Annotated in this window: 19 protein-coding genes; 9 read left to right on the forward strand and 10 right to left on the reverse strand. The window is 53.5% G+C overall.

Annotated elements, in window-relative coordinates; all coding sequences use genetic code 11:
• Positions 1–23: 23 nt before the first annotated feature.
• The 3 genes from ABNT34_RS13205 to ABNT34_RS13215 all read right to left on the reverse strand — a co-directional run bounded on the left by ABNT34_RS13205 (position 24) and on the right by ABNT34_RS13215 (position 2822).
• The gene (locus ABNT34_RS13205; RefSeq protein ID WP_348732360.1) at positions 24–1088 is read right to left on the reverse strand and encodes an HlyD family secretion protein; all 1065 of its coding nucleotides are present in this window, start codon (positions 1086–1088) and stop codon (positions 24–26) included.
• Positions 1085–1537, reverse strand: a complete 453-nt coding sequence (locus tag ABNT34_RS13210; protein ID WP_348732362.1) for a MarR family transcriptional regulator — start codon at positions 1535–1537, stop codon at positions 1085–1087. Before ABNT34_RS13210 ends, ABNT34_RS13205 begins: the two co-directional genes overlap by 4 nt.
• A gap of 148 nt (positions 1538–1685) precedes the next feature.
• Positions 1686–2822 carry an alpha/beta hydrolase gene (locus ABNT34_RS13215; protein ID WP_348732363.1) on the reverse strand — a complete coding sequence of 379 codons (1137 nt, stop codon included), beginning with the start codon at positions 2820–2822 and terminating at the stop codon, positions 1686–1688.
• 321 nt (positions 2823–3143) lie between these two features.
• On the opposite strand from ABNT34_RS13215, the gene ABNT34_RS13220 reads away from it, so the two are divergent.
• The 4 genes from ABNT34_RS13220 to yghU all read left to right on the forward strand — a co-directional run bounded on the left by ABNT34_RS13220 (position 3144) and on the right by yghU (position 7266).
• Complete coding sequence (locus ABNT34_RS13220; protein ID WP_348732365.1) at positions 3144–3842, forward strand: DUF1080 domain-containing protein; 699 nt, start codon at positions 3144–3146, stop codon at positions 3840–3842.
• On the forward strand, positions 3839–5530 hold the full coding sequence (locus ABNT34_RS13225) for a GMC family oxidoreductase (RefSeq protein WP_348732367.1): 1692 nt from the start codon (positions 3839–3841) through the stop codon (positions 5528–5530). Before ABNT34_RS13220 ends, ABNT34_RS13225 begins: the two co-directional genes overlap by 4 nt.
• Positions 5531–6319 (forward strand): gluconate 2-dehydrogenase subunit 3 family protein, encoded by a 789-nt coding sequence (locus ABNT34_RS13230; RefSeq protein ID WP_348732369.1) that lies wholly within the window; start codon positions 5531–5533, stop codon positions 6317–6319.
• A gap of 110 nt (positions 6320–6429) precedes the next feature.
• Complete coding sequence (yghU, locus tag ABNT34_RS13235) at positions 6430–7266, forward strand: glutathione-dependent disulfide-bond oxidoreductase (protein WP_348732371.1); 837 nt, start codon at positions 6430–6432, stop codon at positions 7264–7266.
• On the opposite strand, the gene ABNT34_RS13240 is transcribed toward yghU, so the two are convergent.
• The 3 genes from ABNT34_RS13240 to ABNT34_RS13250 are packed head-to-tail and all read right to left on the reverse strand — an operon-like array spanning position 7263 to position 10991.
• The gene (locus tag ABNT34_RS13240; protein ID WP_348732372.1) at positions 7263–8408 is read right to left on the reverse strand and encodes an HDOD domain-containing protein; all 1146 of its coding nucleotides are present in this window, start codon (positions 8406–8408) and stop codon (positions 7263–7265) included. The genes yghU and ABNT34_RS13240 overlap by 4 nt on opposite strands.
• Entirely contained in the window at positions 8408–10387 is a 1980-nt protein-coding gene (locus ABNT34_RS13245) for an EAL domain-containing protein (protein ID WP_348732374.1), read from the reverse strand. Before ABNT34_RS13245 ends, ABNT34_RS13240 begins: the two co-directional genes overlap by 1 nt.
• Positions 10377–10991, reverse strand: coding sequence for a response regulator (locus tag ABNT34_RS13250; protein ID WP_348732376.1), 615 nt, complete (start codon positions 10989–10991; stop codon positions 10377–10379). The genes ABNT34_RS13245 and ABNT34_RS13250 overlap by 11 nt, the downstream gene beginning before the upstream one ends.
• A 96-nt stretch (positions 10992–11087) precedes the next feature.
• Here ABNT34_RS13250 and ABNT34_RS13255 point away from each other — a divergent pair, with 96 nt between their 5' ends.
• From ABNT34_RS13255 to ABNT34_RS13270, 4 genes are read left to right on the forward strand one after another with little or no spacing between them, the layout of a single operon-like run.
• A complete protein-coding gene (locus ABNT34_RS13255; RefSeq protein ID WP_348732378.1) occupies positions 11088–12425 on the forward strand; it encodes an HD domain-containing phosphohydrolase in 1338 nt (445 codons plus the stop codon).
• 3 nt (positions 12426–12428) lie between these two features.
• On the forward strand, positions 12429–13628 hold the full coding sequence (locus tag ABNT34_RS13260; protein WP_348732380.1) for an FIST N-terminal domain-containing protein: 1200 nt from the start codon (positions 12429–12431) through the stop codon (positions 13626–13628).
• Complete coding sequence (locus ABNT34_RS13265; RefSeq protein ID WP_348732382.1) at positions 13625–14980, forward strand: ATP-binding protein; 1356 nt, start codon at positions 13625–13627, stop codon at positions 14978–14980. The genes ABNT34_RS13260 and ABNT34_RS13265 overlap by 4 nt, the downstream gene beginning before the upstream one ends.
• Positions 14980–18072, forward strand: coding sequence for an ATP-binding protein (locus ABNT34_RS13270; protein ID WP_348732384.1), 3093 nt, complete (start codon positions 14980–14982; stop codon positions 18070–18072). The genes ABNT34_RS13265 and ABNT34_RS13270 overlap by 1 nt, the downstream gene beginning before the upstream one ends.
• On the opposite strand, the gene ABNT34_RS13275 is transcribed toward ABNT34_RS13270, so the two are convergent.
• The 4 genes from ABNT34_RS13275 to ABNT34_RS13290 form a co-directional block, all read right to left on the reverse strand.
• The gene (locus ABNT34_RS13275) at positions 18023–19324 is read right to left on the reverse strand and encodes an ATP-binding protein (protein WP_348732386.1); all 1302 of its coding nucleotides are present in this window, start codon (positions 19322–19324) and stop codon (positions 18023–18025) included. The genes ABNT34_RS13270 and ABNT34_RS13275 overlap by 50 nt on opposite strands.
• A gap of 3 nt (positions 19325–19327) precedes the next feature.
• Positions 19328–19906 (reverse strand): chemotaxis protein CheC, encoded by a 579-nt coding sequence (locus ABNT34_RS13280; RefSeq protein WP_348732388.1) that lies wholly within the window; start codon positions 19904–19906, stop codon positions 19328–19330.
• A complete protein-coding gene (locus ABNT34_RS13285) occupies positions 19903–20268 on the reverse strand; it encodes a response regulator (protein ID WP_348732390.1) in 366 nt (121 codons plus the stop codon). The genes ABNT34_RS13280 and ABNT34_RS13285 overlap by 4 nt, the downstream gene beginning before the upstream one ends.
• 193 nt (positions 20269–20461) lie before the next feature.
• Positions 20462–21490, reverse strand: coding sequence for an acyltransferase (locus ABNT34_RS13290; RefSeq protein WP_348732392.1), 1029 nt, complete (start codon positions 21488–21490; stop codon positions 20462–20464).
• 212 nt (positions 21491–21702) lie between these two features.
• Here ABNT34_RS13290 and ABNT34_RS13295 point away from each other — a divergent pair, with 212 nt between their 5' ends.
• Positions 21703–22719: a PHB depolymerase family esterase gene (locus tag ABNT34_RS13295; RefSeq protein WP_348732394.1), complete on the forward strand. Its 1017-nt coding sequence runs from the start codon at positions 21703–21705 to the stop codon at positions 22717–22719.
• The last annotated feature ends 32 nt before the right edge of the window (positions 22720–22751 follow it).

The following is a 22751-nucleotide window of genomic DNA, read 5'->3' on the forward strand; positions in this document are numbered from 1 at the left end:
ACCCGCTGTTAATATACCGGCTGTTAATAAACATAGTGCAGCAGGCTAATCAGGCGGATTTGTCCGGCCGCCAGCCACTGCAACCAGCTTTGTTCAGCGGGAATCAGCTGCACTGTGGCACGGGAGCCCACTACTAACTGCTGTGGCAGCTGGTCATCGAGCGCCAGATTGACCTTCAGACGCTGCGCGTCGCGCACCCAGCGGCTGCTGCTGTCCGCAGTCGCGAGCCTGCCATCCGGCGTGCTTTGGCCATTGGCCACGCCGGCATCAATATCACGCACCGCAGCGCTGAACACCTGGCCGGGTAACGCATCAAAAGTGATCAAAGCAATACTGCCCGGCGCCACGTGCAACAAACTTTTTTCGCGGAACAATGCACTGATCCAGCTTTGTTGGTTCGACACCAGCGCTAAAGTCGGTTGGTTCGCCGTCAGGTTGGTGCCGACTTCTAACTGCAGATCGCTGACGATGCCATCAACATCGGCATAGACTTTACTGCGTGACAACGCCAGACGTGCCTGTGCCAGCTGATTCCGCGCTTGTTTGATTTGCACCAGCTCTTCGGTCGGAATTCCCAGCTCAGCTTCTAAGGTGGCGAGGTCCGCCAGGCTGGCTTTGACTCTGGCAATGGCTTGTAACACCAACGTCTCGCTTTGCTCCAGTTGCTGGCGTGGGATCAGTTTTTCGGCAAACAGCCGCTGCAGCCGTAAGGCTTCGCGCTGTGCTTCCTGTAACGCCAGTTGCGCCTGTTCGACCTGAGCGTTGCCACTTTGTAGCGCAGCCGTCAGCTGCTGATGCTTTTGCTGGCTCTGCTCTAACTGCAAGCTGGCTAGTTCGACTTTAAGCTGATAATCGGCCGGGTCCAGTTCAAACAGTAAATCACCGCGCTTGACCTGCTGGTTGTTATGCACAGCCACAGCCACCACCCGCCCCGGCACTTGTGGTGCCACTTGCACGACAAAACGTTGCACCAGACTGTCGGTGGTCAGCGGCATATACAAATCTGCCGCCAGGTAATAAGCAAACACAGCGACAAAAGTAAACAGCGTGGCTTTGACCCAGCGACTGAATAACTGCTCGGCACTCATGACTGGCCTCCGGTTTTGTTGTCCTGCAACAACCGGGTCGCCTGCTGCAGCACCGCATCCAGCAACTGTGGTAATTCCTGCTGCTGTGTTGCCGTCAGGCCAGCCAGTAATTCCTGCTGCAGCGCCCGTCTTTTGCGGTCAATCTCGGTCACTATGTCTGTGGCTGCGGGCAAAAGATACAAGGCTTTTTGCCGGCGGTCCTGTGCCGAAGGCCGTCGTTCAATCAGGCCCTGCTGCTCCAGCTGATCTAGCACTGGTACCAATGAAGGGGTTTCCACACCTAACAAACGCGCCAGCTCAGTCTGGCTGACGCCCTGATTATCAGCGATATAAACCAGCGCGATACCAGACGCCTGCGTCAGGCTGTTACAGGCCAGTTGCTGATCTAACAAAAAGCGCCATTGCCGCGACAATAAATGCACTTGCAGACCTAAACTTTTGAAACTCATCATTCGCCCATTAATAATTAGGAAGCTAATATTATTTTAATTAGCCTCCTAATTAAATGCAAGTGAATTTGCGACTACAGCGCTTCTGTGCAAAAACCGGACATAAACCGGCTGCTACAGACGATTCGCTGAACAATGAACCGTATAGCTATCCCGCTGGCTGCGTCACTGCTTGTTTCTCTGTCAGGGTCTCGGTCAGAAAACGAATGATATCATCGAGAGGTGCAATAGCTTCGCGCTGAAAACAACTACCAAAATAGGCGCTGCAGCCACTGTCGAGATAAGCATGCTGCAAACCAGCGTAAACCTGAAAACGGGCCGGTTGACCGGCCGCCTGCAGGGCGTCGACGTACTGGCGGGCGGACTCGGGTGTGGTTAAGTTGTCTCTGCTACCGACATGAATAAACTGCGGCGGCAGTTGCCGGTGCTGCGCCTGCGGGATCAGAAATTGCGGAGACAAAGCCCGATACAGCTCAGAATGGGTGTTGACGCTGATGCCGGCGCCGAAGAATCCACGCGCACTGGCCTTCCCCATCGCCCAGAAGCCATTTTTTGCTGTTTCAAACTCGGCAAAAGCCCGAGCCTGTAAATCAAACACTGCATAACTGAGTACCGCTGCCTGCACCCTGATACCGCCAGCCGCCTGAATGCTTTCAGCCGTGGTGCCGGGTGGTAAATAACTCGGGTTAAAACCGGGCTGGCGACTGGCAAAACTTTGCGACGACAGGTTTTGACCACCGAGTACGACCATGGCCGCTAAATGACCGCCGGCGCTGTCACCGGTGACCGCCAGCCGCGCCGGATCGCCCTGATACCGCCCGATGTTGTGTTGCACCCATAAGGTCGCGCCCATGGCATCTTCAACAATCTGATACAACCGGGTGGTATTGTGGTTGGCACTTAATAAACGGTAATCGACGTTTACGACCACAATATCGGCATGCGTCGCCACATACTCGGCCATTTGTTGCATGATGCTTTTATTGTTTATCAGCCAGCCACCGCCGTGAAAAATCACTAACACCGGCATCAAGCCGCGAATGTTCTGGCGGACCGGCTGATAGATATCCAGCGCTAAAGCCTGGCCGGCGGGTGTGGCGTAGACAATATCGCGGTGCACCTGCACACCGGCTGGCTCACTCTTCTCGTCCTTCTCATCGGACTGCACTTGGGCAGACAGACTGAAAGCAGCAAACACAGTTAACAACGACCAACACAGAAAAAAACGCAGCCAGCGGATCCCGGCATCGAAAAACGCTGATATTAAAGCAATAACCCTGTACATCCTGACCTCCTGTTTCAGTACACCAGATTGACTCCAGCCAGGGTAAATTTCCAGCATTTTATGTAATCGGTTTCATTTTTAACTGCGCAAATCTTTGCGGTTAGCTTCTTTTGTCGGAGCTGCGGGGTTTTTTACCTCAAAATTCAATTTTTTACTTGCATCTATAGCCCAGCCATTGCTTTTATAGTGCACAAAATAACAGCGTGGCCGGGCCTTCCCCATAGCGCCCGGCGCTAGCACCTTATCGGTGTCACGTGATAACAGTAGCGAAAACGGCGGTTAAATCCGCTGATTAACTACCAATCAACAGGGAGACAGACTTTGATTCCAACAAAAAAACTGGCGGTTTTATTGCTATCCGGCGCACTTTCCTTCGGTGCGGCCGCGGCCGACAATCAACTCACCGCGCAAGAACAAGCCGACGGCTGGCAATTGTTGTTTGACGGCAACAGCATGGCGCAGTGGCGAAATTTCAAACAAAGCGGCTTAAGCGACAAATGGCAAATTGACCAGGGGGCGATGAAGCTAAGTGGTAAAGGTGGCGGCGATATTCTGACCAAAGCTAAGTACGCTGATTTTGAACTGCAACTGGACTGGAAAATCGCTGAAGGCGGTAACAGTGGCATTTTTGTGCTGGTTGATGAAACCGGTAACACTATCTACGCCCATGCGCCGGAAATTCAAATTCTCGACAACGAACGGCATTCAGATAACAAACTGCCCAGCCACAGATCTGGTTCATTGTACGACATGATCGCCTCCCCGCCGCAGTCACACAAAACAGCCGGTGCATGGAATCAGGTACGTATTCGCCTCGCAGCAAAACAGCTGACCATCTGGCAAAACGGCATCCAAACCGCTGCAGTCGAAATTGGCAGTGCCAACTGGCAGCAACTGCTTGGCAAAAGTAAATTTGCCAGCTGGCCGGGTTTTGCCGCGCAATCCACTGGCCATATCGGCTTACAGGATCATGGCGACGTGGTCTGGTTCAAAAACATCAAAATTAAAGAGCTGAAATGATGACGACTGCGCAGAGTGAAATGCCGGAAGTGCTGATTGTCGGCTCTGGCGCCGGCGGCGCTATGGCCGCCTATGAACTGACCCGCAATGGCCACAAAGTGCTGCTGCTGGAAGCCGGTCGCGATTACGACCCTAAAAAAGAAACGCCGATGTTTAAACGCAATGGCGACGCCCCGCTGCTCGGCGCGGCGACGCCGGACAAAGACTTCGGTTTTTATGACGCCACCATCGACGGCGGCTGGCAAGTGCCGAATGAGCCTTATACCAGCGCACAGGGCAGCGAATTTATGTGGTGGCGCGCGCGGATGCTCGGCGGGCGCACCAATCACTGGGGCCGTTATGCATTGCGTTTCAGTGAACACGATTTTAAAGGCAAAAGCCGTGATGGCCTGGGTGCCGACTGGCCTTTTGAATACAAAGACATCGCGCCCTGGTACGACAAAACCGAAGCTTTAGTTGGTGTGTGCGGCACCAATACTGGTCTTGATGATATGCCCCCTTCACCGGATGGGGTGTTACAACCCCCACCACAACCACGGGTGCCGGAGCTGCTGGTGGCTGCCGCGGCAAAAAAACTAGGTATTCCGGCGGTGCCGATGCACCGCGCTGTATTAACCCGGCCGCTGGATAACCGCGCCGCCTGTTTCTACGCCACACCTTGCGGCCATGGTTGTTCTATTGGCGCCGCCTTTCAGACCACCACCTCCTTACTGCCGATGGCCAAAGCGACAGGTCTGTTGGAAGTGCGTACTGATGCAATGGTGAAAACCGTCACCACGGATGACAAAGGCCAGGTCACTGGGGTCAGTTATATCGACAAAAAGACCGGCACTGAACACAGCCTCACAGCCAAGGTGGTAATTTTGGCCGCCAGCGCCTGTGAGTCCGCCCGCTTGTTGCTGAACTCAAAAACCGCCAAGTACCCGCAAGGCCTCGCTAACTCCAGTGGTCAGGTCGGCAAAAATTTGCTGGATTCTACCGGCGCCAACATCGGTGCTTTAGTGCCGGCATTACAAGGCCGGCCGATTTATAACGAAGACGGTCACACGGCCAATCACCTGTTTATTCCCTGGTGGGGCCATCAGGCGCAGGCCGAGAAAAAACTCGATTTCCCGCGTGGTTATCACTTTGAACTGGGTGGTCGTTTTGGTGAACCCGGTGCCAATATCGATACCGGCTTGCAGGGTTATGGCAAAGAGTTAAAACAGCAGGTTAAACACAAATACGGCGCTTATGTGTCTTTTGCCCTGCGCGGTGAAATGCTGCCAAACCCGGATTGTTTTATGGATATCGACCCGGACGTCAAAGATAAATGGGGTATTCCGGTGGCGCGTTTTCACTGGAAATGGTCGGAACACGAGCTGAAGCAGGTCGCGCATGGGCTAAAAACCGCTAAAGACATTCTGACGCTGATGGGCGCAGAAGTTGGTGAATTGCCGACACCAGAACAAGCCATTTTAAAAGGCGGCCAGATCATTCATGAGGTCGGCACCACCCGGATGGGCGCGTCGAAAACCGACTCTGTGACCAATCAATGGGGCCAGAGCTGGGATTGCCCGAACTTGTTTGTGATGGACGGCGGTGTATTTGCCTCTAACCCGCATAAAAACTGCACCCTGACTATTATGACGCTGGCGATGCGTAATTCGTCCTGGTTGTCCGCCCAGTTAAAGCAAGGAGCCCTGTAAATGAGCCACAAACCTGAGCAAGACGCAGCATTGCAACCCTATCAAACCAATATGACACGCCGTCAGTCGCTGAAACTGATGGCCGCGCTGGCCGCCAGCAGCATGTTACCAGCCTTAAGTGGCTGTGATACCGCGCCACCTGCAACGAAAACCGACGCGCCAACTACAGCGCTTACTGGCGCCCTGACTGGAGAACATTGGCCGGACTTAAAGCTCACGCCACTGTCAGGCACCGGTTATGGCAAAGATCCAAACCTCATCCTGCCCCCGCAATCGCCCTGGCCTTTGACGTTGACACCGGCGCAGCTGAGTTTGCTGGCGCTGCTGGCCGACATTTTAGTGCCGCGGGAAGGCGCAGTGCCATCTGCCAGTGAAGTCGGCGTGCCGACCGTGCTGGATGAATGGGTCAGTGCGCCTTATCCACGCCAGCAGCAAGACCGCGTCACTGTGTTGTCGGCGCTCGCCTGGCTGGATGATGAAGCCACCATGCGGTTTGGCAGCCGTTTTGGCGCCCTGACCCGGCCTCAGCAGATCACTATTATCGACGACATCGCATTTGATAACGCGGATACTAAACCGCAGTTTCAGCGCATGGCCAAAGCTTTTGCCGTGCTGCGCGGCCTGGTGGTTGCGGCATTTTTTGCCACACCGGAAGGCACCAAGGATATCGGTTATGTCGGCAATACCGCGATTGGTGGCGATTACCCGGGGCCAACGCCAGCAGCCAAAGCGCATCTGGATAAAGTTTTAACTGAACTTGGCCTTAAAGAGTTTGCCTGGCAGGCCTGAGTCAAAGGCCTGCAGGCATCATCAGCAATGTCAGGCCCGGCTATGCCCCGGGCCTGTGCGCTGTTAAGCTCGACTTATTAAACTGGGCTTATCATCACCGGAGTTTTCCTATGACCACGTCTTCATACATTCCACCCAAAGTCTGGCAATTTGACAATGAAAATGGCGGCGCCTTTGCTGGTATCAACAGACCCACCGCCGGCGCCCGCAGCCAAACCACCTTGCCACGCGGCCAGCATGCGCTGCAGCTATATTCGCTGGCGACACCAAACGGCATCAAAGTCACGGTGATGCTGGAAGAGCTGCTGGAGCTTGGCTTTGACGCCGCTGACTACGACGCCTGGCTGATTGATATCCGCAGTGGTGCACAGTTTGGCAGTGATTTTGTCGCCATCAATCCCAACAGTAAAATTCCGGCGCTGCTGGACTACAGCAGCAACCCGCCGACCCGCTTGTTTGAATCCGGCTCGATTTTGCTTTATCTGGCAGAAAAATTTGGCGTGTTGCTCGGTAACACCAGCGCTGAGCGCACCGAAATTCTGAACTGGCTGTTTTGGCAAATGGGCAGTGCGCCTTTTGTCGGCGGCGGTTTTGGCCATTTTTATGTCTATGCGCCGGAAAAGTACCAATATCCGATTGATCGTTATGCGATGGAAACCAAACGCCAGCTCGATGTGTTAGAGCGGCAATTAGCGCAGCAGCCCTTTATCGCCGGCCATAGCTACAGCATTGCCGATGTCGCCATTTGGCCCTGGTACGGCCAGCTAGTATTAGGGCAGCTGTATAACGCGGCAGAGTTTCTCGCGGTACATGAATACCCACAGCTGCAAGCCTGGGCAGCACGCATCGCAGCACGGCCTGCCGTACAACGTGGCTTCAGGGTCAACCGCAACTGGGGGCCGGAAGAACTGCAACTACCAGAGCGGCACAGTCGCAGTGATTTCTAAGCGCTGCCGCCCGGCGGCGGTAGTTGTTTCAGCGCCTGCTGCAGGCCAGGATGAGCCACCAGCCTTGCTATCTGCAGCAGATAGTCCCGGCTGCAGCCGAGCTGATATTGGCGGGCAATAAACAAAATAAAGGGCCGTAAATCCGCCGGATCCGGTGTTTGGCCCTGACTGCACATCGCCAGTTCCAAATCACACAATTCGGCCGGATAACCCCACATAGTCAGTAAATACACTGTCATGACACTATCACTGCCAACGCCATGGATAGTTGCCGGCACTGCAGGACCACCACCGGCGAGCAGCTGCAATTTACTCAGTGGTCCGAGCGCACTTAATAACGCCGACACATACAGCACGTCCTGCTGATCAGCTGACAATAACGCCGCCTGCGCCAGTTGCCGCACTGTACCGGCGAGCTGGAATGCCCGCTCGCTGAGGTGCCGGTGTTCACCGCCCTGCTGCTGGCTGCCAACCGACTGTTCTACCGCCATCAAAGTGACAATGGCTTCCACCAGACGTAGGCCAAGCCGCATCAGCGCTTCGGACAAAGAGTGCGTCGCGCGGCTATAACCGAGAAACGCCGAGTTTGCCAACTGCATCAGCCGCGCAGCGATCACCGGCTCGTGGGCAATCAAATCAACTATCCGGTCAAAATCCGGCTCTGGCGCCGTCAAAGCCTGGCGCAACTGCTGGATCAACGCCGGCAGCACCGGCAAATTATCGCCGGTGCCTAATTTACGGCGTAAGTCTTCCGGTAAATGCAACAACCGCAGCCGGTCAATACAACCGCATAAATCCTGCAGATCATGCTCGCTGAATGGCTTACTCAGCACAAAATGCGCCTGCACACTGACACTGCTGACCACTTCTTCAGTGGTATCTCCGGTCATTAACACCCGCACTGACTGCGGATACAAAGCCATCACTTGCGACAGCACCATGTCGCCGTTGAGGTCAGGCATCAGAAAATCACTAATCACTAAATCAGGCATCAGCCCGGGTGGCAAAGCACTGGGCCAGTGCTGGGCGTCCTGGCAGAGGAAATATTGCCAACCCGGCCGCAACCGTAGCACTGCCCGCAGCAGTGCTTTGAGCATAAAACTGTCATCATCGATAAACAATACAACTGGTTTATCATTCATCAGTCTGCTCCTATGACGGGATCCGACGCCCTGACCTGTGCCAGAAACTCTGCTTCAGCCACAGGCCGGGCCACCAGATAGCCCTGCGCCAGGTCGCAGCCCATGTCACGCAGCATCTGCAGTTGCTCAACCGTTTCGACCCCTTCAACCACTACTTCCACCTGCAGTGCATGTGCCATCCGGCAAATATTGCTGACCAGACTTTGGGTGTTGATATTGGCTTCCAGATCCTGAATGAGAGACCGGTCAATTTTCAGCACATCGACCGGCAAGCGGGATAAATAAGCCAAAGAGGAATAACCGGTGCCAAAATCGTCAATTGCAATGCGCACCCCCAGCGATTTCAGCGCCTGCAACGCCTGTGCACTCTGGGCTAAATCCTGCATCATCCAGGATTCGGTCAGCTCCAGTTCAAGCATCGACGGGTCGACGCCGGTTTCACTGAAAATACGCTGCACCTGCGCGATAAAATCAACTTGCGCCAGCTGAACACCTGAGATATTCACCGCCATCCGCGCCAGTGGCTGTTGTTCCTGACGCCAGCGCGCGGCAGTCAGACAAGCCTGCCGCATCACCCACAGGCCAATCTCAATGATCTGGCCATCGTGCTCGGCAATTGGAATAAACAAAGCTGGTGATACTAAGCCAAGTTCGGGGTGCCGCCAGCGCAATAACGCCTCACAGCTGTCGATGATGTTGCGGTGCAAATCCAGTTTGGCCTGGTAATACAATTCGAATTGCTCGTGCTCTACTGCGCGATACAGCGCGTCACTGATGCGCAGTTGCTGGCGTTTTTTATCTGCCACACCAGCGGAAAAACGCATAAAAAAGGCATGTGGGCTATGCAGATGAATACGGTTACTGGTTAACACATTGTTTAACAGCACTTTTGCACTGTCGCCATCCTCAGGTGCCATACAGTAGCTGACGGTAAACTGTGGCCGCAGCGCCGTCGCCTGATGCTCCAGTTGCAGGCGCACTTTGTGCAGCAAATCGGTCAGCTGCTGGTGCACGCTGACTTCGTCCGGCGCATCCGGTAACGTCAGAATAAACAACTCATTAGCCAGATAAGCCAGCGAACCATAAGGGCGGCAGGCTTGCATTAAAATTTGACTGATAGTTTCAAACAGCTGGCCTGCTTCGGCAAAACCGAGCATATCCGCCCAATCACTGAAGTTTTTTAGCCGCACTGCCGCCACAGCAAAAGGCCGCTGCAGCGCCAATAACGCGTCCAGTTGCTGCAACACCGCATGCTGGTCCATCAGGCCTGAGGTATAAATGGCGGCCGGGCCATCCTGTTGCTGCAGGCGTTTAAAACCGACCAACGTGGCTTCGGCGTCCTGATACTGCACGTGCAGTTCAAAGGCCTCACCGTTTTGGTCTTGCACATCCATCGAGCCGTGGATGTCCTGTAAAAATGCCTGCTGCTGGCTGTCGTTTAGATGAAACCACTGCTCAAACAAGCTGCCGGTCAGGCCAGCCGCATTTTGTCCCAATAGCTGTTGTGCGGCGCCATTGCTGCGCAGGATCACTGCTTCCGGGCTGAGTTCCAGTAAAGCGCCATTGCCGGCGATCAGTAATTGATTGCGCACCCGCTCACTACGCTGATGGCGATAGAGCCGAAACGCCGCACCAATTTCAGCCAGTAACTGGTCATCCTCCCACGGTTTTTGCAAAAACCGGAACGCAGCGCCGGAATTGAGCAATTGCAACACCGATTGGAAATCAGAAAAGCCGCTCAGCACCAGGCACACCGATTCCGGATATAAACGTTTGACTCTGACCAGCAATTCAGCGCCGTTCATTTCCGGCATGCGGTAGTCGGAGATCACGACCTGACAATTATTCTGCTGCAGCACCTGCAGCGCTTCAGCCCCGCTGGTTGCCGTAAACACCCGATAACCTGAACGCGTCAGCAAACGATCCAGCGCCTTGAGAATGGATACTTCATCGTCAACCAACAGGACTTTATTCGGCATCATCCGCTCCTGTGTGCAGCAGCTGCTGCACCAGCTGTAACAGCTGCTCATTGTCAAAAGGTTTAGGTAACGTGGCATCGGCGCCTAACGTCCGCGCTTTGGCCAGCTCTTCAGGCCCGAGGCCTGAGATCACCAGAATACGCACCGCCGCCAGCTCTGGCTGCTGGCGGATAAAACTCAGCACTTCAAAACCATCGAGGCCTGGCATCGATAAATCGAGTGTAATCAAATCCGGCTTACCGGTGCTGATTTTCACGCCGGCCTGAAAACCATCGGCGGCAAAATCTAATTGATAACCGGCGCCGAACAACACCCGGCGAATTGCATTGCGGTACGACAGTTCATCGTCAATCACCAGTATCCGGGCCGACAGCGCCGCATGGGGTACTGGCGTTTGCATGGCTTGTCCGGTGTCGATCAGGTCTTGCGGCATCGGCATCTGCTGTTGTTGTAAAAACCGGATGAAGTCATCGAGCAACACCCGATAATTGCCACGACCGGGTAATTTATGCCCTTTCAGCTGGCCGTTGGCGATCCACCGGCTAACCGTGCGGTGATGTACATCACAATAAGCGGCAATTTCACCGGGCTTCAAAGTTTTCATCAGGCTTTCCTGTTCTGCCAACTTGACTTCTGCATGGTATAGCATACATTTGCTCTTAAAGACAAATGCGACAAATGAGATATTTCAGGACTGCATATGGCGACTAACTCTGCGCAAGCGCTTCCGGTGTTGTTGTGTGTCGATGATGAACCCGGCATCCTGAAGTCGTTACAACGACTATTTGTCGGCCACCCCTACCAACTCGAACTTGCCGGCAGTGGCCGGCAGGCACTTGAACTGATGCAACGGCTCAGAGTAGAGGTCATCATCAGCGATATGCGGATGCCGGAAATGAACGGCGCTGAATTTTTAGCCCAGGCGGCACAGCTACAACCGGATTGTTACCGCATTCTGATGACCGGTTATGCCGACCTCGCCTCCACGGTACAGGCGATTAACCTCGGCAAAATCCACCGTTATGTGCAAAAGCCCTGGAACAATCAGGAACTGCTGACGCTGGTCGACGAAGGCCTGCAAATGTACCGGCTGATCCGCGCCAATAAACAGTTAACCGCCCAAGTTGCTAAGCAAAATCAGCAGCTTAAGGCACTGAACCATCAGTTGGAAGAGATGGTGCAACATCGTACCTTGCAGCTGAAAAAAACCTTGGCGCAATTAAAAGATCTGGTGCAGCAACTCGAACTGGACCATAAAGCGGCGCTGGAAGTGTTATACAACATTTTAAGCAGTGATCCGGCCTTATCCGGCGAATTCGCGTTAAATGTCAGCCAGACCTGCGCCGCACTGGGCCGGCAACTGGGACTTGAGCAGCTTCAGCGCCTGCAATTACGTCAGGCCGGGCTGTTCTCCGAGCTCGGTAAATTAGGTTTACCGACCAATTTACAAGGCACCCCCTACTACAAGCTGACGCCGCAGGAGCGCAGTCAATACCTGCAACATCCGCAATATGCTGAAGAAATCCTTCGCCCAGCCGTGCATTTACAGGCGGTCAAAGAGGCGATTGCCGAGCAATATGAGCGTTTTAACGGCAGCGGTGAACCGCAACACAAAGTGGGCACTGATATATGCCAGAACGCGCGCATTCTGGCGGTCGCACGGGACTTCTGGTTATTTGTGTTTCAGCGGCTGAGCCCACACAAACACACATTTGATGAAGCGCTGGAACAGATCCGCCGGCAACAAGGCACCTGGTACGACCCCGAAGTAGTGATTGCCTTGTCGACGCTGGTGCATACCGGCATGCGGCTTGGCTCTGAACAGGAACATCATGGCCTGACAGTCGCTGAACTGCAGCCGGGCATGCGCTTAAAACACAACTTATATAACAATAAAAAAATCCTGTTGTTACCCAAAGGCCAACTGTTGGACCCGGCTATCATCGATAGCCTCGCGCGCTATGAGCTGAAGCATAAAGAAAGTTTACAGGTGCCGGTCGATCAGATCTCACCGCTGGACCAGGCGGAAGAGGAATAAATGATGTTTAAATTGCTACAGATCGATGCCAGTAACAGCCAGACACTGACCACCGCGCTGCAATCGGCATTTGCCGATGAGCCGGCCAGTTTATTGATAGCCAGCGGCAATGTCGCCAGTATGCAGGCGCTCAGAGGCTTGAACAGAGCACAGCAGTATTCACAGAACTGGATTGCCTGCAGTTCCTGTATTGGCGCTGCGTCAACGGCAGGCGTGGATCAAAGTGCGGACCGGCGCCTGAGCTTGCTGGCGATCACAGATCCCGCAGGAAGTTACGGCGTCGCCAGTGTCGCGCAAACCGAGGGCCTTATCACGCAACAGGCGGCCACGACAATACAAACGGCGATTGCGCGGGCCGGCCGGCCGGCGGAGCTGCCGGCGCTGATCTGGTGTATGCAGGCGCCCGGTTTTGAAGAACAGATAATCGCCGGCATTCAGCAGGTGGTGGGCGACCAAGTTCCCATTCTGGGCGGCAGTGCGGCCGATGATGAGGTTCAGGCGTCCTGGTGCCAGTTCGATGGCCAGCAAGTTGCCAACGATTTGTTGGTTATAGCGGTGTTATACCCGACTGTGGCGATCAGCAGTTATTTCAGCAGCGGCTATAGTAACCAGCCTTTTCATGGCACTGTGACCGCAGTCAGTGGCCGGCGCGTGGTCGAAATTGACCATCAGAACGCGTTGCAGGTTTACAACGGCTGGCTGCAGCACTATGGCCTGCCGGCACAACAGCCGGGTCAGGTCATTAGCGACTGCACCTTTTATCCACTGGGCCGGCAACTGACCGCCCGCGATATTCCGTTTTCCCTGCTCAGTTTGCCGACCCACATCCACCCGGATGGCAGTATTGAAACCTTGTCGGAGCTACAGCCCGGAGAAGTCGTTACTTTAATGTCGGGGTCCAAAGAGCAACTGGTGCGCCGTGCCAGCCACGTGGTCAGGGTTGCCGCCAATAACTTAAGGTTGCGCCACGATACCGAGCCGGCGGCTGCACTGCTGGTGTATTGCGCCGGTTGTATGCTGGTGATCCGTGACCATATTGAGCAGGTGCAACAATCGCTGTTAGAAGCCCTGCCGGACATACCATATCTGGTTGCTTTTACTTTCGGCGAGCAAGGCTGTTTTGCCGACGGCTACAACCGCCATGGCAATCTGATGATTTCTGCGGTGCTGTTTGGCCAGCCACATCAGGAGCAGCAATCATGACGATGCCGGAACTCTGGCAGGAAAAAATCCTGCAACTGACCTACGAAAAACAACAACTGGAGCAATTCCGTCAGCTCAATGAACTACTCAGCAAGGGGCTGGCGGCGATATTGTCGTCGGAACAGCACGACACCTTGTTCAGCAAACTATTTGATGTGGTCACCAATGTTATTGAATACGACGCTATCCTGATTTTGCAACTGGCCGACAACCAAAGCTCGGCGCAAGTGCTGGCGAGCACTCCGGCGACGCTGACTCCGGCCGACATAGTTGTCGACGCAAATTGTCCGCTGTTTTGCAAAGACTTAAACTTGTTTAATCTGTCGATGCTGGACTGGTGGCAACAACACCTGCAGCCACTGACCGCAGGTTATCAGTCCGCCCTGACCTATCCGCTGCATACACCGCAATCGGCCTATGCACTGATTTTGCTGTCTCACCGGGTCGGCGCATTTTCTGCAAATAGTGCCGCCATATTAAGTTCGTTCAGCACTTTTATCGCCAGTACTTTGTCGCAGCTGGAAAAGCGCAAGTTGCAGGAAGAACGCGATAAATTGCGCGCACAGCAACACCGTATCGAACAAAGCTTATTGCGCCAGGAAAAGATGGCCGCTATCGGCCAGTTGGCCGCCGGGGTCGCGCATGAACTAAACAATCCGCTGGGTTTTATCTATTGCAATCTGAATACGCTGAAACACTATCTGGCGCAATACGACAGTTTTATCCGGCATAGTGTGTCACTAAATCCTGAGCTCTCGGCGCAAGCCAATACGCTGCAACTCGATTACATCCGGCACGAGAGTCAGGACCTGATAGAAGAATCGCTGGCAGGTGCCAGACGGGCGCGCGATATCATCAATAATTTGCGTACCTTCTCACATCCCGACGAAAAAACCATGCAGGACATCGACCTCTGTATTTTGCTCAAAGACACAGTGCGTATTGCGCAAACTCAGGTCAAACACAATGCGAAGTTACTGCTGGACCTGCCGGATACTCCGGCGCTGGCGCGCGGTAATGCCACTCAACTGGGCCAGGTCTTGCTGAATCTGCTGGTGAATGCCAATCAGGCCATTACTAATGGCAAAGGGCAGATCCGGTTGATATTGCAAGCCGCGCCCGGGCAATGGTTGCTGCAAATCGCCGACAATGGCAATGGCATGACTGACGATGTGGTGGCGCATATTTTTGAGCCATTTTTCACCACCAAACCTATTGGCCAGGGCACAGGCCTCGGTTTGTCGCTGTCCAGAGCCATCGCTGAGCAGCATGGCGGCAGTCTGACACTGGCCAGCACCGGCAGCGCCGGCAGTTGCTTTGAATTAAGGCTGCCGGTACTGGAGGCACGCTGATGGTGTGGCACAGCAGAGCCCTGACGCTCAAGCGGTTTAAATACTGGCTGCTGTTGGTCATTCTGGGTGCTTTGGCCAACATCACTGCGGTTGATTTACCATTTGTGGTGCCTTTTAGTGTCGGAAATATTGCGTTATTTCTGATCCTGTTTCGGCTTGGACTACTCTGGTCCATACCGGCCGCTTGTATCATTCTGCTGCCACTGCATCAAAACCTGGCATTTGTGGCAAGTCTGCTACAGCTCGGCGTTTTGTTATGTTTTAACCGGGCGATACGTCAGCACAGCATTGCCGCAGTGCTATTGTATGGCGTCACCTGTGCTGTGTTATTTGCGTTGCTGGCGCCGGCCAAAATTGCTGCAGACCCGCTTTATCTATTTTTACACTGTGGTCTCAGTACTGCCGTGTTTGCCTTCTGTTTACGCGCGATGTTAATCCTCGAGACGCTGACCTATGCCAATAAACTTGAGCATCAGTCGTTAACACTGCAGCTGTCACACCGGGTCGCGATGTACAGCAGTATTCCGTCCACATTACTGATAGCGCTGGTGCTGCACGGTGCAACAGCGCTGGATTTATCCAGAGCATCGCTGCGCTATCAAAGCGAGCAACATCAATTAGCGCAGCAGATCAGTCAGCGTCTGACCAGCTATCAGACTCAGCTGATGCTGTCCGCCAATATGCTGCAACTGGCATCGCCAGCGCAGGTATTACCGCTGTTAACCAAACAAAGACCTGAGTTTATTTCTGCTTTAATGACGGATACCGATGGCAATGTCCGGCATTTTTATAAGGCAGACTTGCCAGAATCTGCCAGAACAGGCACCAATGTGGCAGACCGGCCTTATTTTTCTGAACCGCAAAAAAATGGTCTTCCTTTTATCAGTGATACCTTTTTGGGGCGCAACCTCGGTCAGGATCAGCTCTTTGCTGTCAGTATCCCCTTGCACAGCGATAAGGCGTTTGCAGGTGTCATGGAGGTTTCTGTTGATCTGAAAGCGCTGACGGCAGCGATCACAACGACGGACACCGATATTTCTCATCGGGTGTTGCTGGACCGCCAGCAAAAAAAGATTTGGGGCACTGCAGATGGACGTCCACTCGGCCAGGTCTGGTCGGTCAGCGCGCAATCAGATCCGGCGGCCCGGCAATATTTGCGTTATAGCTGGTTTAACAGTGCAGGCCCGGTCACGCTGACGCAAAATGCCGCACACTTGTTACTGCTGCGCACCGTAACGCCTGGTCAGTGGCAACTGAAGTATTTTATCGATACTGACATTTTTGTGCAGCGTTACCATTTATTTCTGGCCGTCGCGATGCTCGTTGCCTTGCTGTTACTGGAAGCCATCACCGCCCTGTCACGTGCTTTTATCAGCCGTTATACCCGGGCCCTGGAACAGCTGGCTGATAATGCCTCCGGCTGGCAACCCGACGACCTGCCCAAACCGCGACTGATCTTTGAGCAATCGGCCGAAGAAATTGAAACTCTGGCCAACACTCTCAGTGAAATGCAACACCGGGTGCGGGCATCGAGGCGGGCGATGCAGCATTCAATGCAACAAATTGTCACGCTGAATAATGAATTGGAACAACGAGTGCAACAACGCACTGAAGAACTCAGCAAAGAACGCGACCGGGCACAGCAGCTGGCCTCAATTAAAACCCGTTTTCTGGCCAATATGAGCCATGAGATCCGCACCCCCATCACGGTGATTAAAGGATTTATTGAACAGCTGAGCCGGCAAGCGCAACAAGAGCAACAACCTACTATCGACTGCATTATGCAAAACACCTTGCATCTGCAACGGCTGATTGACGATATTCTCGATACCGCCAAAATCGACGAAGGCAAAATGCAACTCGATATTCAGCCAGTTGCCTTGCAGCAGTTTCTGCTTAGCCTGCAGCAGCAAATCGCTCCGCTTATCAGTCAAAAAGGTCTGCAATTGCAGTTCAACGTGATGATGACTCAAGGCATGTGGCTGCAAGCCGATCCGTTTCGTTTACGGCAGATTATGCTGAACTTGCTCAGCAACGCGATTAAGTTTACCGCCAAGGGCGAAATTCGCCTTAACGCCGAAGCCGGCCCCGATCAAAGCCTCAGTATCAGCGTGCAGGACGAAGGTATTGGCATCAGCCAAGCGCAACTACCGCTGCTGTTCAGTGCATTTTCGCAGGCAGATACCAGCACCAGCCGCACTTTTGGCGGCACTGGGCTTGGGCTTTATATCAGTAAGCAACTGGCTGACGCCATGCAATTTCAGCTCTCAGTCAGCAGTGAACCCGGTCAAGGCTCAACCTTCAGTTTGCAGATCCCGGCGCATTTACTCAGTGTCGGTGCGCCCGTTACGCTGGCTGAAACCGCAACGCCAGCTGCCGAAATCAAATTATTCCCTGCCCGCGTGCTGATTGTCGACGATGTTGCAGACATTCGCGCTTTGCTGGCGTCATATTTAGCTGAACAGCCATTACAACTGAGCTTTGCCGCCGATGGCAAGGCGGCGGTGTCACTGTGCCGGCAACAGTCATTTGACCTCATTATCATGGACCAGCAAATGCCCGAACTGGACGGTGCGCAGGCCACGCAGCAGATCCGGGCTCTGGGTATCTCCACCCCTGTCCTGTCACTCAGCGCTGACGTCTTTGACGACCCGCACCGGGCCATGGCCGGACTGTTCTGCCGTAGTATGAGTAAACCTTTTGCCCGCCAGCAACTGCTTGGCATCATGGCTGAGATCCAGGCCGAATATCCACCAGCTGTGGCGACAGCTACTGCTACCGCCACAGCTAAGGTGTTGCCGCAACCGATGCTGAGCACAGATGATGAACTACTTGAGGAGTATCGTCAGAGTTTACCTTTGCTTGCCAGTCAGCTTGAACAACTCTGCGCACCAGCAGATCTGAGCGCACTGACACGGTTGTTACACCAGATCAAAGGCACCAGTGCCTGTTTTGGTCTGACTGATATCAGCACTCTGGCGCAGCAGGCGGCGCAGCAGTTACGTCAACAGGACACCATCCCACAGGCATTCCCGGCATTGCTTATTGCACTGCGGACGCCTCAGTCTCCGGGCCTGCCACCGGCAACATGATGGTAAAACTGGCACCTTCACCGGGCGTGGAACGAACTTCAATCTCCCCCTGGTGTTTTTTTACGATGCTGTAAGATAACGACAGGCCAAGCCCGGTGCCGCTGCCGACCGGTTTGGTGGTAAAAAAGGGTTCAAACAGACGGCTCATATGTTCAGGCGCAATGCCGGGGCCCGTATCACGCACTTCCACGCAGACCGATTGGTCCTGCTGCCAGGCGCGCAGATACAGATGGCCTTTGTGCGCCATTGCCTGTGCGGCATTCACCAATAAATTTAAAAACACCTGATTGATCTGATTCGGCTGGCAATATACTTCCGGCAAATCTGTCGCAAAATCACGGTGGATCTCGACTTTATATTTGAGCTGATTGGCGGCAATTTTCAGGGTATTTTCCAGTCCCTCAACCAGATTGGCATATTGCCACTGAGCATTATCAACATGTGAGAAGGCTTTGAGATTTTTCACAATCTCCGAAACCCGCTCGATGCCGTCGATGGATTCGCTTAACAACTCCGGTAAATCCTGCCGGACAAAATCAAACTGCAGACGCTGTTGGGTATCGCGCTGCAGCGCCAGAAAAGTGTCGTTGCCGGTTTTGCTGATCACCTTTTCATAAAAAGCCGTCAGCTTGAGCAGGCGCGTGGCATAGTCCTGTAAGGTCTGCAGGTTGGAGCTGATAAAACCAACCGGGTTATTAATCTCGTGCGCCACACCGGCAGCGAGCTGACCGATGGCAGCCATTTTTTCCGACTGCAATAACTGGCTTTGCGCCATCGACAGTTTGTCATTCAAAGCTTTGAGTTCTGCATGTTCTTGTTCCAATCGGGCAGCCAACTGTTGCTCGGCCAGAAAATAACTCGCCAACTCAGTGACATCCTGAACCACCAGACAAATGGACCGCACTATGCTGTCCTCAGACTCAACCGGCAAAAACTCAATATTCTGATACATCAGCGTTTCTTCACCAGTGATAGGCCGGCTGGAGGAAAACGGAAAGACATGGGGCTGATGTTCCCAATAAGAAAAACTGGCGTTATTGAGCACGAAGACACTGTCGATTTTTTTCTTCAGGTAACGGGCTTGCTGCGGGAACAGCTCAAGCAGGCTCTGACCTTGCGCTGTGGCACTTGTTTGGCCGGTGCGGTCGCTGAAAAAATCGTTCCAGTACAAGATTTGATACTCTGCATTCAAGAGACAAATGCCAAGCGGCAACCGGTTATTCAGTTGGACATGCAAAGCGGTCAGGTCCATGACTCAGTCCTCCAATAGCTTGTTGAGTTTCTCAAGCAATACCGCAACAGCCTGTTGTTCCAGGCAAATGACAATCCGTGAATCAAAAGCGGTACCTTCGAGCTGAAACTCCACTTCCAGCAATAAAGTGCTGGACCAGCGGAAACTGTCAGCCTGGCGTAATTCCGCGTGAAACATCGTCGGCATACTGACTTTGGTCGGCAGGGCAAGTTGCGTTGAAAAGCCGCTCAAACAGGCTCCAGCCAGGATGTTGGCAAGCTCCAGCAGTAACTCTTTTTCACTGCGATCATCCAGCGGCAGCGCGTAATCGAGTATACCGCCGACCGTCTCAGTACCGGCGCGCGCCAGTAAAGTCAGCACTTCGCCTTTGACACTGCCGAGAAATGACTGACGGGTAAACCAATATCGGTCGGTACAGAAAATCTGCTGAAACTCAGCCGCCCCCACCAGCGAAATCTTTGGGATAGACAAAGTAATCTTGGCATCAATCAGTTGCGCCAGCGCATTGGCAGCCTGTCCCATCGAAATATTCATCAGTTCTTGCAGCGCGTCGCGCTGCAGTTCTGTCAGCTGCAGATTCATAACAACCCCAGCTCAGATAGCGTCTGGCGTAACGGCTCGGGCTGTAGCGGCTTCGACAAGAAACGATAAGCACCTAACGACTCCACCAGTTTACGTGCTTGTGGCTGAATATCCGCACTAATCACAATCACAACAGTCTTCGCATGATGGTCATGTAATTCACGCAGTACAGCAAAACCATCCAGTTCCGGCATCGTTAAATCCAGAAACAACACATCTGCTTTACCCGCGGCAACAGCCGCCAGCGCTTCTTTGCCATTACAGACTTCCGTGAGGTCAATATCCCAGTCTGCCGGCAGCGCCTTGCGCACCGTTTTGCGCGATAACAACGAATCATCAGCGATGGTTACAGGAATAGGCATACGACACCTCGGGCAAATGTCTCATTTGTCCTCAGTATTGTTGCCACTGCGGCTGCTGTCAATGAAATCGCCACAGAAATATCGGACCGCGACTTTGCACCTTGTTATTGGACAACTCACTAAATCGCTGAGCACATCGCCCACCAAACAACAAAGCCCGCAGCAGCGGGCTCGTCAGTGCAAAATGACAAGGCTAACCCGTCAGTAACGCCCTGATATTCCTTTTAGCGGCGACATTTTCGACTTTAGGTAACCAATAGCGCTGAATAAGAGTGACCTGTCCCCAGGTGACCAGCGCGGAGCAGGCAAACACCAGCAAGTATTTTGGGCCCCAGCTTTGTTCGATGATTTGCAAAAAGAAAATATGCCACAGGTAAATCCAGATGCTGTTGCTGCCGGCAAAGAGCACAAAACCTATCAGTCGGCTGCGGCGCAAGAGTTTCAGCAGCGGCTCCGCCATCAGCCAAAGCCCAAAAGCACACATCAGCGCATAGGCCAGATAATAATGTTGCGGCGGATACTTAAACAGTTGCGTCCGCTGAAAGCTGCCCTGTTGCCAGAAAAACCACAGCGCAAACAGCAAAAATACTGCCGTGAACAGGACTGATAAGCGCCACAGTTCTGCTTTGGGCATGGCAGGGATACGTAAACCTAAGGCGAACAACAAAGCAAAAGGCACAGCATCAAATACCGTGTTGCGCAGCACTGTGCGACTCATGCCGGAAAGCTCTGGCAACAGCATTACAACCGCCACTTCGTAGGCCAGATACCACAGCAGCAGGACACGGAAATATTGGCTGTTTTGTGGCGTACGTTGATGAAAACGGTAGATAAAAGGCGCCAGCAAAGCGACCAGTAAAAACACCCTGATGACCCAGACATAACCAATGCCATCAATCATGGTGTAAGAGCGTAAAACCTTCTGAAAATCCGGCAACGCCTGCGGGTAAGCAAAAGCCCATTGCACGGCGAAATACAGCGTCAAAAATAACCAGACCGGAAACACCAGTCGTTTCACCCGCGCCCAGACATACTGACCATAACTTTCTTGTTTGACCGAAGCACTAAAGGATAACGCCGACACTAACACCATCAGCGGCACGTCAAAGTTTCGTAGCTGCGCGACCCACATCGGCGGATAAACATGCGCCAGAATGACCATGGCGAGGCCAATAAAACGCAGTAAATCGATGCGTTCGTCGCGTTGTTGGGGTTGTGCCATCTGCTACTCCATTGTATGAGCCTGCGGCTTTCAGACTTTGATTGATAGTCCCATAATTTTATGAGTACTGACAAGCAGATAGCAATTTGGCGGCGATAACATCCGGCACTGTACCAAAGCACTATTGACGCAATGCGCACAGCGCGACAAGCTCAGACTATCACCAGCCGCCGGTGGCTTCGTATTACATCTTTTTAATCGGGATGACCTTTATGCAAAACAGAACCGCGGTTTATTCCGCTCTTTTCACTGCCAGCTGTCTGCTGCTGAGTGACGCCCTGTCCGCCGCTGAGCTGTCAGCCACTGAGTTGCCCGCACTGCAACTGGCACCAAAGTTATCAGTCTCCGGTTTATCCTCCGGCGGTTATATGGCCAATCAGTTCCATCTGGCCTTTAGCGATAAAGTCACAGGCGCCGGTATTATTGCTGCCGGGCCTTATGGCTGTGCGCAAAACTCTTTAGCAGTCGCACTTGAGCATTGTTTTAACAAAGACAGCAGCGCCCCCGATCTGGCCAAAGCTGCTGCATTGCTGCAACAGCAGGCCGCTGCCGGTACCATAGCGCCGTTGTCGCACCTCAAAAACAGTCCGGTGTTTTTATTACACGGCACGGCGGATAAAACCGTCCACAGCAAAGTCAGCGACGCCTTAGCAACGCAATATCAGCAGCTGGGCGCCAAAGTGCAGTATGTCAGCGATAAAGCCTTTGGCCACAATTTCCCGACCGCCAATGTTGGTGCTGGCTGCGAGCTGTCTGAAGCGCCCTATCTCGGTGCTTGTGGTTATGATGCCGCCGGTGCCCTGCTCAACCATCTGTACCCGGACTTACAAGCCAAAGCAGCTAAAACCAGCGGGCAACTGTTGCCCCTGAAACAACATGACCTTGCCGGCGATACCGCCGCGCCTTTAGGTGAAACCGGTTATATCTACATTCCGCAGAGCTGTGCCACAGGCGCTAGTTGCACTCTGCACATCAGCTTTCATGGCTGTAAACAATATGCCGGCGCGGTCGGCGATGCCTATGCCAAAGGTACAGGGTTAAATGAATGGGCGGACAGCAATAACATGGTGGTGTTATATCCGCAGACCGAAAAAAGTGCGATGGCGCCTTTTAATCCAAACGGCTGCTGGGACTGGTGGGGTTACACCGATGGCAATTATGCCAATCAACAAGGCCCGCAACTCAAAGCGGTGATGGCACTGGCCAAAGCTATTGGCTTTAAAGGTTAACCCAATAACTTAGCGTGACATGACAAAACGGG

It is taken from the genome of Rheinheimera texasensis (assembly GCF_964031785.1).
GTDB lineage: Bacteria > Pseudomonadota > Gammaproteobacteria > Enterobacterales > Alteromonadaceae > Pararheinheimera > Pararheinheimera texasensis_A.

What these genes read in the sequence shown, in the direction of transcription:
- ABNT34_RS13255 (WP_348732378.1), top strand. Translation starts at nt 11,088, where the DNA reads ATGGCGACTAACTCTGCGCAAGCGCTTCCGGTGTTGTTGTGTGTCGAT.
- ABNT34_RS13215 (WP_348732363.1), bottom strand. Translation starts at nt 2,822, where the DNA reads ATGTACAGGGTTATTGCTTTAATATCAGCGTTTTTCGATGCCGGGATC.
- ABNT34_RS13205 (WP_348732360.1), bottom strand. Translation starts at nt 1,088, where the DNA reads ATGAGTGCCGAGCAGTTATTCAGTCGCTGGGTCAAAGCCACGCTGTTT.
- ABNT34_RS13295 (WP_348732394.1), top strand. Translation starts at nt 21,703, where the DNA reads ATGCAAAACAGAACCGCGGTTTATTCCGCTCTTTTCACTGCCAGCTGT.
- ABNT34_RS13240 (WP_348732372.1), bottom strand. Translation starts at nt 8,408, where the DNA reads ATGAATGATAAACCAGTTGTATTGTTTATCGATGATGACAGTTTTATG.
- ABNT34_RS13285 (WP_348732390.1), bottom strand. Translation starts at nt 20,268, where the DNA reads ATGCCTATTCCTGTAACCATCGCTGATGATTCGTTGTTATCGCGCAAA.
- ABNT34_RS13230 (WP_348732369.1), top strand. Translation starts at nt 5,531, where the DNA reads ATGAGCCACAAACCTGAGCAAGACGCAGCATTGCAACCCTATCAAACC.
- ABNT34_RS13265 (WP_348732382.1), top strand. Translation starts at nt 13,625, where the DNA reads ATGACGATGCCGGAACTCTGGCAGGAAAAAATCCTGCAACTGACCTAC.
- ABNT34_RS13210 (WP_348732362.1), bottom strand. Translation starts at nt 1,537, where the DNA reads ATGAGTTTCAAAAGTTTAGGTCTGCAAGTGCATTTATTGTCGCGGCAA.
- ABNT34_RS13245 (WP_348732374.1), bottom strand. Translation starts at nt 10,387, where the DNA reads ATGCCGAATAAAGTCCTGTTGGTTGACGATGAAGTATCCATTCTCAAG.
- ABNT34_RS13280 (WP_348732388.1), bottom strand. Translation starts at nt 19,906, where the DNA reads ATGAATCTGCAGCTGACAGAACTGCAGCGCGACGCGCTGCAAGAACTG.
- yghU (WP_348732371.1), top strand. Translation starts at nt 6,430, where the DNA reads ATGACCACGTCTTCATACATTCCACCCAAAGTCTGGCAATTTGACAAT.
- ABNT34_RS13260 (WP_348732380.1), top strand. Translation starts at nt 12,429, where the DNA reads ATGTTTAAATTGCTACAGATCGATGCCAGTAACAGCCAGACACTGACC.
- ABNT34_RS13225 (WP_348732367.1), top strand. Translation starts at nt 3,839, where the DNA reads ATGATGACGACTGCGCAGAGTGAAATGCCGGAAGTGCTGATTGTCGGC.
- ABNT34_RS13270 (WP_348732384.1), top strand. Translation starts at nt 14,980, where the DNA reads ATGGTGTGGCACAGCAGAGCCCTGACGCTCAAGCGGTTTAAATACTGG.
- ABNT34_RS13250 (WP_348732376.1), bottom strand. Translation starts at nt 10,991, where the DNA reads ATGAAAACTTTGAAGCCCGGTGAAATTGCCGCTTATTGTGATGTACAT.
- ABNT34_RS13275 (WP_348732386.1), bottom strand. Translation starts at nt 19,324, where the DNA reads ATGGACCTGACCGCTTTGCATGTCCAACTGAATAACCGGTTGCCGCTT.
- ABNT34_RS13290 (WP_348732392.1), bottom strand. Translation starts at nt 21,490, where the DNA reads ATGGCACAACCCCAACAACGCGACGAACGCATCGATTTACTGCGTTTT.